This window comes from Gemmatimonadota bacterium (genome assembly GCA_026706845.1).
Lineage (GTDB): Bacteria > Latescibacterota > UBA2968 > UBA2968 > UBA2968 > VXRD01.
The window spans coordinates 1-16884 of the sequence record JAPOXY010000080.1; the positions used below are offsets into that span (position 1 = coordinate 1).

The 16884-nt window shown below is 50.2% G+C and carries 12 protein-coding genes; 9 read left to right on the forward strand and 3 right to left on the reverse strand.

Features of this window, described 5'->3' with window-relative positions:
* On the reverse strand, positions 1–1033 hold a 1033-nt coding region (locus tag OXG87_07790), incomplete at its 3' end, for a GNAT family N-acetyltransferase (protein MCY3869445.1).
* Positions 1008–1967 carry a TauD/TfdA family dioxygenase gene (locus tag OXG87_07795; GenBank protein ID MCY3869446.1) on the reverse strand — a complete coding sequence of 320 codons (960 nt, stop codon included), beginning with the start codon at positions 1965–1967 and terminating at the stop codon, positions 1008–1010. The genes OXG87_07790 and OXG87_07795, both read right to left, overlap by 26 nt.
* A gap of 113 nt (positions 1968–2080) precedes the next feature.
* Between OXG87_07795 and OXG87_07800 the strand changes: the two genes are divergently transcribed.
* From OXG87_07800 to OXG87_07825, 6 genes are all read left to right on the forward strand, one after another.
* Entirely contained in the window at positions 2081–2989 is a 909-nt protein-coding gene (locus OXG87_07800) for a UTP--glucose-1-phosphate uridylyltransferase (GenBank protein MCY3869447.1), read from the forward strand.
* Positions 2989–4044 carry a hypothetical protein gene (locus OXG87_07805; GenBank protein MCY3869448.1) on the forward strand — a complete coding sequence of 352 codons (1056 nt, stop codon included), beginning with the start codon at positions 2989–2991 and terminating at the stop codon, positions 4042–4044. The genes OXG87_07800 and OXG87_07805 overlap by 1 nt, the downstream gene beginning before the upstream one ends.
* 2 nt (positions 4045–4046) lie before the next feature.
* Positions 4047–5132, forward strand: a complete 1086-nt coding sequence (locus OXG87_07810) for a glycosyltransferase family 4 protein (GenBank protein ID MCY3869449.1) — start codon at positions 4047–4049, stop codon at positions 5130–5132.
* Positions 5133–5144: 12 nt separating this feature from the next.
* The gene (locus OXG87_07815; protein MCY3869450.1) at positions 5145–6752 is read left to right on the forward strand and encodes a thiamine pyrophosphate-binding protein; all 1608 of its coding nucleotides are present in this window, start codon (positions 5145–5147) and stop codon (positions 6750–6752) included.
* A gap of 69 nt (positions 6753–6821) precedes the next feature.
* Positions 6822–8948 (forward strand): PBP1A family penicillin-binding protein, encoded by a 2127-nt coding sequence (locus OXG87_07820; protein ID MCY3869451.1) that lies wholly within the window; start codon positions 6822–6824, stop codon positions 8946–8948.
* Positions 8949–9002: 54 nt separating this feature from the next.
* Positions 9003–10787: a hypothetical protein gene (locus OXG87_07825; GenBank protein MCY3869452.1), complete on the forward strand. Its 1785-nt coding sequence runs from the start codon at positions 9003–9005 to the stop codon at positions 10785–10787.
* Positions 10788–10794: 7 nt separating this feature from the next.
* On the opposite strand, the gene OXG87_07830 is transcribed toward OXG87_07825, so the two are convergent.
* The gene (locus OXG87_07830) at positions 10795–11070 is read right to left on the reverse strand and encodes a hypothetical protein (GenBank protein ID MCY3869453.1); all 276 of its coding nucleotides are present in this window, start codon (positions 11068–11070) and stop codon (positions 10795–10797) included.
* A gap of 582 nt (positions 11071–11652) precedes the next feature.
* On the opposite strand from OXG87_07830, the gene OXG87_07835 reads away from it, so the two are divergent.
* The 3 genes from OXG87_07835 to OXG87_07845 all read left to right on the forward strand — a co-directional run.
* Positions 11653–12834, forward strand: a complete 1182-nt coding sequence (locus OXG87_07835) for a cysteine desulfurase family protein (GenBank protein ID MCY3869454.1) — start codon at positions 11653–11655, stop codon at positions 12832–12834.
* Positions 12831–13745: a DUF4007 family protein gene (locus tag OXG87_07840; GenBank protein ID MCY3869455.1), complete on the forward strand. Its 915-nt coding sequence runs from the start codon at positions 12831–12833 to the stop codon at positions 13743–13745. The genes OXG87_07835 and OXG87_07840 overlap by 4 nt, the downstream gene beginning before the upstream one ends.
* A partial coding sequence (locus OXG87_07845) for a hypothetical protein (GenBank protein MCY3869456.1) occupies positions 13735–16884 on the forward strand: 3150 nt, incomplete at its 3' end. The genes OXG87_07840 and OXG87_07845, both read left to right, overlap by 11 nt.

Below are 16884 nucleotides of genomic sequence, written 5' to 3' on the forward strand. Positions count from 1 at the left end.
CATTATAAGCAATATCTACTACCTGTCGATACCCCATTACCAGTTGTGTCAACGCCATTTGAGGCATTGACACCCGGGCACGGCCACCAACATCGGCCATGACAATATCCGATTCGGAAATCTCGAAGCCCACGCGCCCAATGTCTGTATCAATGGCAAATTCACCTGTCCAATTCAATTCTGAGTGCGCCCATCGTTTTTGGAATACGGGCAGCAATTTTTTCATCAGACGATTCAGATGGATAATGCGTCCCATTGCACTTTGATTAAACGGATACGCGATCAAACACGCACATCCCAGGGGTATGCACAGCGAGATAAATGGATCATCGCAAGGCAGATGAAAGAGTACTTCTTCAGCGCCTGCACGTTTTGCTCGTCTTGCGATGGTCTTCCCGACAGAGGCAAGTGCTTCGCGGTCCTTTCCGCAGACTTCTGTTACCACGGTGCGCCCCGCCTGTATGTCGTAAACTGCATATCCACGCACCCGGTCCCGAGCGTCATACACCACCAGAAATTTTCCCGCACGGCGAACCGTATCTTTGCCCAGATTTGGCATATACCATCTCGGCTTCCAGTTCTTTTGACGTGCGTCCATGCCTGAGCGCGCGGCATTGTAATTTTTGTACAATCGGCGCATTGTCTCGTGATCAGCCCTGCGCCCTCTCCGCGCTTTCAAAGGGCCGTTCAGCGACAATAATTGCGATGTTTTCAACCACATAGACTGATTGGCAAATACCACGGCATACCCATATCGATGGTAAAAATCGTCAATGCCAAACAAAATGCTCATGTCGCAGTTCTGGCGCTCCATCAGTGCAATTGATTCCCACATGGCCTGACTGGCATATCCTTTCCGGCGATGATTGGAATCCGTCCATACACCGGCAATGCCACCCATTTTTACAACAGCAGAATCGATCTGCATGTGTTTTTTTACCACACCGAGACCACTGACAGCCTGCTCGTCCAACAACAGACTGATCTGCCACCGGCTTTTGCGGTCTTCAATCGCGGTTCTCAATGCAGCCATCTACATTGTCCTTTTGCATCAACCACAGTCGCACGTAATGCCGTCTTTGGTCTGGGTCTGGATGGTCTTCAAAAGCCGTTCGGTTGTGCAGGATCCAGTCGTTGTTGGTAAATAGCATTTGTCCGGGTGTGAGATCAAATTCCACACGCATTTCGGGACGCTTTAATATGTCTTCAACGGCTTGTAGTGCGCGCTCTTGTTCTGATGTGAGTGGTATATCTGCTTCTCGATGTCCCACCTGGATATAATAGTGCAGGTAGCGCATGATCAGTGTTTGTTTGTCCCAGTAAAAAACAGGGGTCTTTTTTACAGGTGCTTCGCCCGGGAGAAATTGTCCGCGTCGGTCAAAATAGAAAGATGAGTAAAGCGCGTTTAGAACATTGGGCGCTTGACGGTGTAATATATTGTATACTGCACAGGCACTGATTAATTGGCTGCGCCCACCTGTCCGCGCGGTTTTGATACATAACAGGCCGACTATTTCGGGTACTTGTGTTCCGAATGCGCCATCTGTGTGAAACGAACTTTCTGCATTGGTTACGGAAAAGCGCGCGCCCGATTTTACATCTCGTCCGGTGTCTCGCACGTCGTAGAGTAGCGTGCCTTCGATATTTTGTTCAAAGGGTACGCCCAAACATTGCCCTACCATCCAATATGCGGCTCGCGCTTCGTCCTGCGTGTAATATTCTACGGGCAAGCGCTCGATGATGGCAAATCCTCGTCCGGTTTGCAATGCGTCCAGAATGGGTTGGAGACACGGCGCCCAGGCGATGGTGTCGGAGACGCGAAGATCAGATATTGCGTCCGCATGTTTTTGCACTTCGCTGTCGAGCGCAGATAAATAGCTTTCAGACAAGGGGTAATACCAGTCAGAAGACGCATCAATTGTCTCAGCAGTCCACGCGCGGGAGTCTGTTATTTGTTTGTTTAACATGATGAAATTCTTTTACCTTGCGTTCTACAAGTTTCTCCTGTTATTTTTTATTGATATTCTAAGGGACAAATTGCACTCTGTCAAGCGTTTGGCATTTGGAGGAGCATCGCGCTATGGAGATTGAAAAAGTCGTTATTCCGGTTGCCGGTTTGGGTACGAGTCTGTTGCCTGCGACCAAATCTCAGCCCAAAGAGATGTTGCCCGTGGGACGGAAACCCGTGGTTCAGTATGTGGTTGAAGAGGTGATTGAACAGGGGTTAAAGAAAATACTCTTTGTGACGGGAAAGGATAAGCGTACGATAGAAGATCATTTTGATCGGGATCCGGAATTGCAGAATTATCTCTCGGAGAGCGATCACGAGAATTTGCTCGATGAACTCGATTATGAAAGAGAAGGGGTTAAATTTTTTTATACGCGACAAATTATTCCTTCCGGTCATATTACGCCCGCGGGCATAGGCGATGCCATTAGCAGGGCTGAGGACTTTGTTGCCGGCGAGCCATTTGTGGTGGCGTTTGGCGATACGATTATCAAATCGGGCAATCATGCGGGTCTCTTGCGACGGATGATCAAATCGCATCGAGAAAATGGCGCCAGTTGTACTATTGCGGTTGTTGAAGTGCCTGAGGGCGAAGAAAACCAGTATGGTATTGTCGAGCCTGTGAACGGCGAGTCTGAAGACGATTTTGAAATCGCGCATATTGTGGAGAAGCCCGCACCGGAAAATGCACCGAGCAATCTCGGCGTGGCCGCGCGTTATATTTTTAATCCAGAAATTTTTATTGCTCTCAAACGCACATCTCCCAGTTACAGGGGCAAGCTCGAGCTTACAGATGCGATTTCGACACTTATTAAAATGGGACATACTGTTCGCTGTATCAAGTTGTATCCCGAAGAATTGCGCTATGATATTGGCGATTTTGAATCGTATTTCAAATCCTTTATCGATTTTGCCCTTTTCGATCAGCGCTATGGGTACCTTCTCCGCCAGTACCTGCAAAAGCGCCTGAGACAATTCTAATGACCCATGCGTTTTTTTCCACTGCCCCAGGGCGGTGTGGCATTATTGGAAATCCCACCGATATGTACGGCGGTAGCGTTATTTCGTGTTCGACGCGAGAACGCGCCGCGGTTCTGATTGCGCCGTCCGATGTGCTCAGTTTTGAAGTTGCCGGGCAGCGCTTTGACGTGCATCGCCCCGAAGATCTGTATCCGGATGGCGGTTATTTTGATGTGGCGAAGGCTATCGTCCATTTTTTGGATCTCGGCAGTGCGAAATTTTCTCTGCGCTGGGCGTGCAATGTGCCTTTTTCCGCTGGGCTTTCCAGTTCGTCGGCTATGAGTGTGTCTATTCTCAACGCGATTTTTGCATTTCTGGGACGCGATGAGCATCCTTTTTTTTGCGCTGAGATGGCGCGGCATATTGAGTTGAACTATATGGCTTTATGCGGGTATCAAGATGCGTATATGTGCATGTTTGGCGGTTTGAATTATATGGATTTTAATGGCAAGCAGTTTTACCGCGCATTTGGCGATGAGCCTTATGCGACTGTTGAACCGCTCCACGAATACGTCGGGGATTATCCCTTTGTGTTGGGGCATACGGGTGTCCAGCGCTCGTCGGGTACTGTTCATTTGCCTATTCGAGAGCGCTGGTTGGCAGGTGATCGAGAGGTCCGGCGTTGTTATTTGCGGATTGCCCATTTGGCGCGTATGGGCAAACGCGCGATTCTCGCCAAAGATTGGGCGCATCTGGGTGCGCTGATGATTGAGAATCACGAGATTCAGCGCGACCTGGGGGGATCGGGGCCGGAAAATGAGCGGCTGATTCAGGCTGCATTGGATGGCGGCGCACTGGGGGCAAAGCTCGCTGGTGCAGGGGGTGGCGGCACGATTATCGCGCTTGCGTGCGATACAAAACCGGTTGTTGAGGCTATGAAACAGGCCGGTGCCAGTCGCATTTTGTATCCCAAACCCTGTCCCGGCGCGACTGTTTTTCCGCTTGATAACGCGGCGGACCGCGATCGGGCGGAACGAGAATTGATTCAGCGCAGCGAGCAGGCGGATATTGCATAGTTATGTCTTCTAAAAACAACTTCCGCATCCTTTTTCTCGCGCGTCGCTACCCGCCCAGTGTGGGGGGTATTCAGACGCATTGTTATAATCTCTATCATCGTTTGATTGAGATGTGTTCGGTCAAACTGGTGGCACTGGGTAGAGATTCGCTTTTGCATCTGATCTGGTTCGTGCCTTATGCGTTTCTGATATCATTTTGTTGTGTTATTTTCAGGCGGGTTGATGCGATTTATTTTAGCGATGGCGTGATTTGTTCTATTGCGCCATTTCTGAGGTTGTTCACGCGCGTGCGTTTTGTGGTGACTATTTACGGTTTGGAGATGACGTTTTCCAATCCGATATTTAGCCGCATGATGCGCTTTGGTGTTTCGTTTTGTGACAGGGTGGCTGTTATCAGTCAAATTACCAGAGAACTTTCCATTCAGGCTGGTGTGCCCGCTGAAAAAATTGATATTATTTATCTCGGTATCGATCCGCCCAGTATTCCGAGGGCGCAGCGCGAGGCTCTCAAAGCGCGATTTGAAGCCGAACACGGCGTTCAATTTGGGCGGGATAAAATTGTTCTGAATTTCGGCAGGCAGGTGCCTCGGAAAGGCGTGGCTAAATTTTTGGCATGCGGTGTGCCGTTGCTCAATCGAGATATCAAACTGATCGTTAGCGGTTCTGGGCCAGATGCCGAGCGCATTCGCGAGATTTGGAAAGAAAATGGTCTCCAAGACCGCGTGTTGTTGCTTTATCTGAGCGATGAAGAGTTGGGATTTATCAGAGGAGAAGCCGATCTTTTTATTATGCCCAATGTGCCCTATCCCAACGATGTGGAGGGGTTTGGCATTACCCATCTCGAGTGTATGCACGATGGTACGCCTGTTGTTGCTTTTGCTGTGGATGCGCTTACGGAGAGTGTTAGCAAGGGGGGGTATCTTATTCCGCCCAATGATTATCAGGCGTTTGTCGATCAGATTCACGTTTTTTTTCAATTGCCCGCAACAGAGCGCGAAGAAATAGAACGCGAAGCCCGCGATTATGTGCGTTCTGGGTTTACATGGGATAAGACTGCGGTAGAATATTTCGATCTTTTTATGCGTTGAAAGGAATTTTTTATGACTGGTGCTGATGTACTTATCCAGAGTCTGAAAGCGCAGGGTGTTGATATGCTTACGGGTATGCCCGGCAATCAGAATATTCATCTTTACGACGCGGTGCTGCGCGCTGGTGGTATTCGCCATTTGCTCATCCGCCACGAACAGGGCGCGACTTTGATTGCGAATGGGTATGCGCGCGCTTCTGGGCGCGTTGGTGTCGCGCTTACTGTTCCGGGTCCTGGTTCGACAAATGCTTCTACGGGTCTGGTGGATGCCCATACGGATTGCGTTCCCGTGCTGTTGATTACCGGGGGGACAGAGGTTGCTTTTGACGGTCGGGATCGCGCCAAGTGTTTTCACGGTCTGGATCAAGCGTCTTTTTTTAAGTCGATTACGCACTTTTTTGCGCGTCCCAGGTCTGTTGGTGAAATTCCCGATGCGGTTGTCGGTGCGTTCAAGGCACTGCGCGCTCCGCGTCCTGGTCCCGCGGTTATTGAATTGCCGACCGATGTCGCTGCGGAAGAGGGTGTGGCGGATATTCCGCCTGTAGTTGAGGGGGATCGCCTGTATCCGGATAGCGCGGATATTGACCGCGTGGTCTCGGTGCTTCGCGCGGCAAAATGTCCGGCTATTCTGGCGGGTAGCGCGGTTATTCACGCCAATGCTACCGATGCGCTTCGTTCTCTTGCAGAGGGGCTCAATATTCCCGTTGTTTATACCCGTTTGGGAAAGGGGGTTATGCCAGATGGTCATCCCCTGACTGTGGGGCATTGTTCGGCGCAGGCGGGTAAGACGATTCTCGGCAGTGCCGATTTGCTTCTCGCGATTGGCTGCCGCTTTACGCAGATCGATACGCGGAGCTGGTCGCTTCCGCTGCCGGATCGCAAGGTTCAACTCGATCCCGATCCGCGAGAGCTTGGGCGCGAGTATCCGATTGAAACGGGTGCTGCAGGCGATCTGGCGCTGTCGATTCCCCAGCTTGTCGAGGTGGCGGGTGGTTATACAGCGGATTGGGGCGATTTTGTCGAGCGCACGCGTGCCGAAGCCGGGGCCAATCGCGCGCCAGTGCCCATTATGGGGGTTACGCGCAAGTCGCTTCCCGAGGATGCGATTATTGTGGTGGATGTTACGTCTATTGGGTATCGCGCGTTTGACGAGTATCCGATTACTGTGCCGCGTACGTTTCTCTATCCCAGTCATTCGGTTACGCTGGGGTTTGCGGTTCCCGCTGCTATTGGCGCGAAGCTCGCGTGTCCAGATCAGCAGGTTGTGGCGTTTTGCGGCGATGGCGGATTTCAGATGACGGCGAGTGAACTCGCTACTGCGGCCGAACACGGTATTGAGACGGTTTCGGTTGTTTCCAATGATGGCAGTCTTTCTGCGATTCGCGGCGCTCAGGCGCAGGCTTTTAATGGTCGGGTGATCGATACGGATATGAAGACGCCCCGTCTTGCAGATCTGGCGCGGTCTCTGGGTGCACGGGGTATCCGCGTGGATGATCCCGACCGTTTTGAAGCGGTTTTTGCCGATACTCTGGGGCTGGAAGGTCCTGCTGTGATTGAGGTGATGATGGAGAAACAACGCGATTATCTCATCAGCCGCGTGCCGTGGCTTTACCCGGAATAGGTCAGGATGGATAGGATAAGACCCTATATTGATCGTATAATCCATTGGATAAGGCCCTATCTTTCCCGTATGGCGATCTATTGTGTTATTTGCGCGGTGGGGTATTTGGGCATTGCTGCTGCGGTGATTTACGCGTACAAAGATGGTTTGCCGTCTTTTGACAAGTTGGAGGATGTGGATCCCGCGCAAACGACTAATATTTTTTCTCGAGATGGGGTCGAGTTGAAGAAGTTCTGGGTGCAGAGGCGCGATCCCATTGCGTTTGAGCAGTTGCCGAGTGCCGTGATCGATGCTCTGATTGTTACGGAAGATCAGCGTTTTTGGGGGCACTGGGGTGTGAGTGTTCCCGATATTATCCGCGTGGTGTTCCGCAATGTTTATACGTCTGGTACTTTGAAAGGGCACGGTGCGAGTACGCTGACGCAACAATTGGCGCGCAATATTTTTTTGACGCTGGATCCAACGTGGAAGCGGAAGATTCAGGAGCAGATGACTGCCGTGCTTTTGGAGCGCACCTATACCAAGCGCGAAATTATTACGATGTATTTTAATCAGATGTATTTTGGCAATAGTGCGTACGGTATTCAGACTGCTGCGCGCCGCTTTTTTGGGAAGGATGTCGAGCGGTTGAGGATGGAGGAGGGGGCGTTGTTGGTCGGGCTTTTGAAGGGGCCGCTTCCCTATTCGCCGATTTACCATCCCGAGCGCTCGCTGGATAGGCGCAATAATGTGGTGTTGTACAATATGCGGGGGTCGGGCAAGATTACGGCGGTAGAATACGATTCGATTGCTCAGCGTCCGATTGTTTTGAAGGAGAATCGCGAGGAGGTGGGAGAGGCGCCCTATTTTACAGAGGATATCCGCAAGTATTTGGAATATACCTATGGGCTGAGTGTGCTTTACGATGGCGCGACTGTTACTACGACGCTGGATAGTCGGTTACAGGAGATTGCAGAGGATGTGGTGTCGCAAAATTTGATGGAGCGGATAAAAGATCGCGTGGCTGCCAATTGGAAGCGCGATCCCCCGGATGCGGCATTTTTTGCGAAGATCAAGACGCATCAGGATACGCTGGCGAATCTGGTATTGCAAGGGGCGCTGGTGGCGCTGGATCCGCATACGGGACATATTCTGGCGATGGTGGGCGGGCGCAATTTTGAAGAGAGTAAGTTTAACCGCGCTACGCAGGCTCTGCGGCAGCCGGGGTCTGCTTTTAAGCCTTTTATTTATACGGCTGCGGTTGATAAGGGCCATACGCCTACGTGGCGGTTGCCCGATACTGCTGTGTCGATTAAGATGTACGATGGGACGTATTGGCAGCCGGAGAATTACGACCGAAAATTTTTGGGGTGGATGACGATGCGCGAGGGGCTTGCGGGTTCTCGCAATGTGGTGACGACCCAGGTGTTGGAAAAGGTGGGTCCAAAGACGGTGGTGGATTACGCGATGAAGATGGGTATTGATTCGCAGGTTCAACCGGTTTTGTCTTTGGGGATGGGGACGAGTGAGGTCAAGTTGCTGGAATTGGTGTCGGCTTATGGGACGCTGGCGAATAAGGGTATTCGGGTGACGCCGATGTCGATTTTGAAGATTGAAGATAAGAATGGGAATGTGCTCGAGGAGAATGTGCAGGGGCGCGAACAGGTTGTGCTGAGCGAAGAGACTGCGGCTGTGACTGTGAATCTGATGCAGTCGATTCTGGATATGCGGGCGGGTGAAAATTACGCGGTTTTGACGGGTACGGGGTGGAGTGCGCGTACGGCTTATGGATTTCGTCGTCCCGCCGCGGGGAAGACGGGTACGACGCAGGAGTATGCCGATGCGTGGTTTATTGGGTTTACGCCACAGATTGTGTGTGGGGTTTGGGTGGGGTTTGATTCCAAGGTGTCGATGGGGCGTCGGATGTCGGGTGCGGCTGTGGCGTTGCCGATTTGGGCGGAGTTTATGTGGCGCGCGCACACGGTGCTTCAGTTGCCGGTTGAAGATTTTGTGTTGCCGGAGGATATTCCAAAGGTGGAGGTTTGTGGGGAGACATACCAGGTGGCGTCTATTTATTGTTCCAGGCGCTATACGGAGGTGTTTAAGCCGGGTACTGAACCCAAGCGCCCGTGTCCTGTACACACTTCGAATACGCAGTCTTTGCCCTCGCCCAGTCAACCGAAGAAGTCTAAGACCAAACGGGAATATCAGTTTTGATTGTTGTGGGATGATCCAGGAACGGGTCATCCCATATTTTTTTGGGGGTGTGTCGTGTCTTCTGTTCATACTCTTGGCGTGCCGATCCGCAGTGTCAATTGGGTGCGTATTTTTCCGGCGCTGAATGCAGAGGGTCGCGATTGTCTGGTGGCTGTGATGGGCCAGCAGGCAGATGGTTTTATGGTGGTGAAGATCGATCCGGTTACGGGTGATACGGATCAGGTGACGGCGACGCTGCCTTCGGCGCATTATCCGACGGCGACGTTGCTGAGTCGAAGTGGTGTGATTTATATCGGGGCGGCGTACGCGGGGTATTTGTTTTGCTATGATCCAAAGGCGGGGCGTTTGGATAATTTGGGTGCGATCAATTTGCCGGATGATACGTTTCCCTGCCGTATTGATGAGGATGCCCAGGGGGTGCTGTGGATCGGGTGTTACGGTTCGGCGGGGTTGACGAGTTACGATCCGAGGACGGGTGAGTTTGTGCGGTATGGACGGATGGATGAGACGGATATGTATTGTTATCCGATGTGTGCGCCCGATGGGACGGTTGCGTGCGAGATTAAGATGACGCGGCCCCATGTGGTGGTGTTGGATCCGAAGTCGGGTGTTCATAAGCCGGTAGGACCGGTTGTGGCAAAGGAGGATGGTGGGGCGTCGGCGTTGATGCGGGCGTCTGATGGGGTGCTTTATATCGCGTCGTCTGAGGGCAATTTTCGTCTGGCGGGTTTTGAAGCGGTTCGGGTGGCGTCGCTTCCCGAGTCTGAAACGCTGCCGACGATGTCCGATGGCTCGATTGTTGATTTTGCGGATCGGGATACGCAGATGTACCGCGTGGTTGGTATTACACATCCCGAGACGGGGGCGACGAGGCAATTGCCCATTGCATACAAGTCAGCAGGGAGCGATTTGTTTTTGGTGCATCGCGGGCCAGATGACAATATATACGGGTCAAGTATTTTGCCGTTGCATTTGTTTCGGTATGTGCCTTCTTCGGGCGAGATGACGGATCTGGGGGTTTGTTCCACGGCGACTGGAGAAGCGTATTCGATGGGGAATTTGAACGGGAAGCTCTATATTTGTTCTTATCCCGGTGCGAGGCTGTCGGTGTATGATCCTTCGCGTCCGTATGAATTTGGATTGAAGGCTGATAGCAATCCGCGCGATTTAGGGCGTGTGGATGAGGTGTCCTATCGCCCCCGTGCGATGGTGACGGGTCCGATGGATCGGGTGTGGATTGCGTCTGTTCCGGATTACGGTTTGTGGGGTGGTCCGCTGTCGTGGTTCGATCCGGGTACGGAGCAGTTTGGGTCTTACCGCGATATTGCCGGTGAGGCGAGTTGCTGGTCGCTGGCATGGCTGTTTCGCCAGGATTTGCTCGCGGTGGGGACGACGATTAACGGGGGGTCCGGTACCCGTCCGCGGGTTTCACAGGCGGTGTTGTTTTTGTGGGATTATGAGCGGGGAGAGAAGGTGTGGGAGGGTACGCTCGATAGGCAGATTTCGGCGATTAATGCACTTGTTGTCGGCGAGGATGGGTTGCTGTACGGTACGGCTCTGGGCGATGAGGGTCCTGTTCTGTTTGCGTTTGATCCTGTTTCGCGGGCGTTTCACTATGCGATTCCCTTAGATGATCGTCCGCTGGATCTGGGTCTTCAAAATGGACCAGATGGGAAGCTATACGGTTTTACGACGGGGTCTTTTTATGCGTTCGATCCAGCCCACCGTGCCATTACGCCCCTGTACGAGGAAGAAGACGCTTTCCAAATCCCCGGTCCTGTGATGGGAAATAATGTGTATTTCGCTAAGAAGCATGAGGTGAAGCGGTTGGTTATTTAAAAAGAGATCACATCGTTGAATCTAACAGGCGTCCAAATTCATCGAGATTGGACACCTGTATCGCTGCGCGGTGCAACTGCTTGAGGCGTTGTAAATCTTCAATATCCGCGATGCGATCAGATAAGGAATGTGATGCAGGAAGATCAAATCGAATCTCCAACACTTCAAGGATATCTTCGAGCGTGCTTTTTCTTTCCCCTTGCTCAATGCCCTGCTCAAAACTTTCCTCTCTGCTTTGTTGGGTAAGGGATTGAAAAAGAGATGATTCGCGGATGAGATCCATGATACCCTCCTTGATAATGATAATGGACAGCATCAAATACCTTTATTGTGTTTTCAATATGCTGTATTATACCCTTGTTCACAACTTGAATTTGAGAATCGTCTGTTTGGCGCAGAACAATCTCTGTATATTTTGAGCGATAAATAGGTGGTCATGTGAAAGATATGTACCACTTGCCCAGATGAAACAGGGTCTAAATGTGAGCGATTTTTGTGAGAAAGTAACAGAAATCGCTTAACAAAAGGACAGTTTTTCACTATAATAAACACGAAATGCTAATAACCTATTACTTTTAGAGGCTTTACAAAAAAGAACGCACCCAGACAAGCACTTTCGAAATTGTTTTTAAGATCTTCGTCATTTTCGTATATAATTCCCTTTGTTTTTGCTGCGGATTAAGCTTTAAAAGCAACCTCTCCCCTCTATACGCCTACTTCAGACCTACAGGCGTGACGATAGGAATAGCACCTATCATTGCGGCATGATTTTAGCTGCCACGCGCAGCACATTGCCGGTAACTCCAATGCGATTCCCCCATTGAATTCTTCCATTTCAGGCACGAATTTTGCTTTAGAGTCGATCATGCGTGAAGTGTATTTAGACAATAATGCGACGACGCGACCTTTCCCCGAGGTGCGCGAGGCAATGATGGGTGTATTGGGCGAGGATTTTGGCAATCCGTCGAGCGCACATTCGGCTGGTGACCGGGTGCGCGAAGCAATGGTTGTAGCGCGTGAAGCCGTTGCAAAGTTGGTGGGGGCTGAGGCCGATCAGATTGTGTTTATGGGGAGTGGGACCGAGGCGAATAATACGGTGTTTAATTCTGTTGTTCAACGCGCCCCAACGGAAAAACGGGTTCGCATTGTGACGACGACCGTAGAACACTCGTCAATTGTGAAGATGAACGATTATCTCAGTGCAAGAGGCGTTGAGGTCGTATCTGTTCCGGTGGATCGCTGTGGGCAGTTGGTTTGGGAGATATTGGATGAGGCGGTTACGCCAAATACTGATCTGGTTTCCGTGCAGTGGGTGAATAATGAAACAGGCGCAATTTTACCCGTTGAGCAGATTGCCCGACTTTGTCAATCCCGGGGGGTGTTATTTCACACCGATGCGGCGCAGGCTGTTGGCAAATTGCCCGTTTCTGTAACAGAACTGCCCGTTAATTTTTTGACTTTTACCGCTCACAAATTCCACGGACCACAGGGCGTTGGGGCACTCTATGTGAGGTCGTCCAAAGGTTTGTTGCCATTGCTTTGGGGTGGGCCGCAAGAAGGTGGTTTGCGACCAGGGACAGAGAATGTGCCGGGTATTATTGGCATAGGAACTGCGGCTCGGTTGCGGTTAGATCGGTTCAAGGATGTGCAGGTGCTTCTGGCTTCGCTTCGGGACCACTTTGAGCAGTCGGTCATTGATCGAGTACCCGATGTGGAGATTAATGGCGATCCCGATATGCGGGTTTGTAATACGACAAATTTGCTGTTTCGAGATGTGGATGGTCAGGCACTTGTGGCACGGTTGGACCAAGAGGGGGTTCGGTGTTCACAGAGTTCGGCATGCACCAATCAGCGGCCCGAGCCTTCGTATGTGTTGCGTGCTATGGGTTTATCTGAACCAGAGGCTTATGCGAGTATTCGGTTTAGTTTTTCGGAGTTTAATATGGTTGAAGATGTCGATGAGACAGTTGCACATTTGGCGCGATTGTGTGAACAATTGCGGAGGTTCAGTCGGCGAAGATTGTCGCTTTTAGCGGAGGTGGGATGATGAAGTTTAGTGGACACGAAACTTTTGCAATTCGAGAGGGGTGGCTTCACAAAGGACTCAAGCTGCTCATTGAGGAACCCGAGTTGCTATATCATGAATATGTTGCAGATTTTCTCGGCGTTGGAAAAAATATGTCTCGTTCTATTCGCCACTGGCTGGAGGTAACAGGATTGGCAGAGCGCGAGACAGGTAGTGGGCGTCAGACCCGTTTAAAAGAAACTGAGCTTGGCCAGCTTATTTATGAGCGAGACCGTTATTTTGTTGATATTGGGACATGGTGGGCTTTGCACGTTAATCTGGTTGCTCCCCAGACGCAGGTATATACATGGAAATGGTTCTTCAATACTTTTACTCACTCCCGATTTGAAAAGTCTATGTGCATAAATCGTCTAATGCGCGATGTGGGAAACTTACGATCTCGCCCACCCAGTGAAAATACCATTGATCGAGATGTTGCCTGTCTGTTGCAGAGCTATGCCAGGAATATTCCAACAGAAGACAAAGATCCGGAAGATGCGCTTGAGTGCCCATTCGTCGAACTGGGGTTATTGAGCTATTTTCGCTCATCAGAATATTATCAGGTGCATCAAGGGGAAAAGGAGATTCCCACTCATTTATTGGGCTATGTCCTCTCCATAGCATTTGAGGAGTCCAGGACAGGCAAGGATACATTCCCTATATCCGTGAGAGAGGCAGCAACGTGCCTAGGCGGTCCAGGCAGAGCATTTGTACTGACGAGTGAATCCCTATTGTCGCTTGCTCTTCAGGCGGAAAACGCGGACCCAAATAAGAACATCCAGGTGGATGGTCTCGCAGGAGATAGAAGAATACGCATTCGGCGAATGCAACCCGTTGATTGGTTGAGAAATCACTACGACATGATCCAATGGAGAGATCAGCATGCAGCTTGAAATAACAGCCAAATTTGATGCTGAAGTATTTCTGCGTTCTATCAACATACAATACGATGCAGAATATCCGAATCGGATTGCACACTACCAGCCTACAGCCAAGAGTGTGTCGCTGCTCAAGGCACTTGCGGGCCAGACGCCTGATCGCGCCTTTTTTGTTGTTGCGCCCTATGGCACGGGGAAATCAATTACGGCGACCTATTTGTTGCATTTGATTGAGAATCGCCCTGATGCCGATGAAACATTATTTGCTATTGAAGACAAGCTGGAAGCAGTTAGCCCAGATTTGAGTAAGTTTGCTAGAGAGCGTCGCAACGGGAAAGACAAAGGGCTTGTGCTAGCATTGCAGGGCTATTGTGAAAATTTGGGCGAGAGTCTGAAGGATGCCGCGCTCAAAGGGATGGGGCGCTTAAAACTCGGTCGTCAGGCGCGTACGATTGCGTCAATGCCATGTGAAACGATTGATCAGGCAATTGAATTGCTCGGCACGGTTCGGGATAAAGTACGGGCCGCAGGCTGTGATCGGATTGTGATTTTGTGGGATGAGTTTGGACGCCATATTGAGTCTTTGATTGCCGAGGGGCGTTCTGCTGCTTTGAGTGAAATTCAATTATTAGCTGAGTGTGTGAGTCGGTCTATAGCTATTCCCGTAACGCTCGGCTTATTGTTGCACCAGGAATTGTTGCAATATGCGAGCAATTCACCGGCTTCGGTTCGTGCAGAATGGAGAAAAATTGAGGGTCGCTTCCAGACCATTCAGTATATCGACGATAGCAAGGAAATATACCGTTTGCTATCAGAAGTGGTTTCCGAACAGAATCGCTCTAATATCTTGCTTGATGAACAAGCAAAATCTTCTGCATTAGAGTGCAAGCAACTTGGGCTGTTTTCCGACTTTACTATATCAGAACTCCAGTCGCTCTTGCGCCGTGCATATCCCCTGGAACCCACCACTTTGTATTTGCTACCGCGCATTTCTGGTCGGGTCGCGCAGAACGAAAGGACGTTGTTCAGTTTTCTTAATTTCATAGATTTTCAAAATCCCGTTAGCCCGGACCATCTCTACGAATATTTTTCACCGGAGATGCGTACAGATACGGCTGTAGGTGGAACATATAGACAATGGCTTGAAACACAGAATGCCCTCTCAAAGCTCGACGATGATAATGATCAGGCGGCAACGGCACTGAGAACTACAAGTCTGTTGGGTTTTGGTGTGAATGGTGAGCGGTCTCGCACGCCCCGCGATTTGCTGCTATTTGCCCTGCGCGGCTATGCAGGTACTGGGGTAGTCAGTAATGGGTCGCAGCAAGAAGAAGCGGTTGTTGCAGAACTCATAGACAAGAAACTCCTTTTACACAGAAAACACAGTGATGAAGTTTCTGTGTGGCATGGAACGGATGCCGACCTTCGAGGCAGGCTCGAAGAAGAGAAGGCGCGGCAGCGAAGAACTTTCGATTTCATTACTTTTTTGACGGAGGAGGCCAGTCCTCCTGTCTGGCGGCCAGTCAGATATAACAGTGACTTCCATATCAGGCGTTTTCTACAGGGAGAGTATTGTAGCTTGGAAAAACTGGACGAATATCTGAATGTGCCTGTTGGATGTGATGCGAAGATTATATATGTGATTGCTGAAACAGCGGAGGAATTACAGGAAGCAGAGAATCTGACTTCCAAATATCTGTGCGACGAACGAGTTATTCTTGCGGTGCCCAGGGTGCCTGTCCCTCTATTTGAGGCAGCTTTGGAAGTGTGGTGTTTAATTCAGATGCAGGGGGATGATGAGATGGTGGGATCGGATCCGATGGTGTTGTCTGAAATTCAACAGATGACAGATGATGCCCGTAGCTATCTTCAAAAGCTCCTTGATCGATTGATCCTGCCGGGTAGTGAAGGGCCGTGCTGGTTTTACAGAGGGAATACGTTACCAGTCGAAAATGCTTATGATTTGAGAGACGAACTATCTAAAATCGTGTCAAAGATTTTCCGTTCTACGCCCAAGATCAACAATGAGATGATTGTTCGGCACAAGCCTACTCCTACTCTAGTCAATTCGCGTAAGAAGCTCTTGCTCGGGATTCTTGAGCGTTCGGGTCAGGAGATGCTGGGTATAGAAGGCAATCCCCCGGAAGCGTCCATGTTCCGGACCATTCTCTTGCATACAGGTCTATATTACACTGATAAGGGAGAGGATTGGAAATACGCTTTACCCGACCAAGTTGAAGATCCTGGACTTCAAAAAGTATGGGAAAAAGTTCAGCAGTTTTTCACAGTTTCATCGGAAAAGTCTAAGGATATCCCAGATCTCTTTGATGAACTGATGGAACCACCCTTTGGAATTCGCGCTGGTTTGCTCCCTATTCTCTTTGCCGCAGGTCTCAAAGCGTTTCCCAGTGTATATTCGTTACGCTATAAGGGGGGAGGTTACGTATCTGATATTTTGCCTTCTGAGATTGAACAGTTATGTCGTGAACCGAAAGAGTATGAATTTATTGTCTTGGATATCGATCAGACCAAACGCGATTATCTCAACGCTGTTCTCGAACTCTTTGGCAGTCAAGCAAGGTTAGCAACTGGAAATGAGCTCATTCGAGCCTGCTATGACGCGCTTGAAAACTGGAAGGCAGGGCTTCCTGCGGGCGCACTTTCCACGAGATATTTGACACCGCAAACTCATCGCTTCCAAATAGTACTTCGTCAGCAGTCTGATCCGGTGCGACTGCTATTTGAGCGCATTCCAACAGCATTGGACTGCCCAATTGATGAGCAACATGTGTTGTTGGAATCACTCAAAAAATGCAAAGATGAACTCTCTGAAGTCATTGACGATTACCGGCAAAAAGCGATTTCTTCTTTGCGCCGTGCGCTATCTTTGAACTGGAAATCTGAAAATGGGGAGGTAAAGGAAATAGCTCGCCGCTGGGCATTGTGTTTTCCCGATGAACTCTCTGAGGCACTGAATGACAATGAGTCGAAAGGTCTATTGTCCCGTATGCGTATGACATATCTATCTGATGCCAAACTTGTTGATTCATTGTCGGGTTTATTCCTCCAAAAGACGATTAACCGGTGGGATGATAGATGCATCGCAAATTTTGATCGCGGAATTCACAGTGCGGTGAGGGGTCTTGAGGAATTA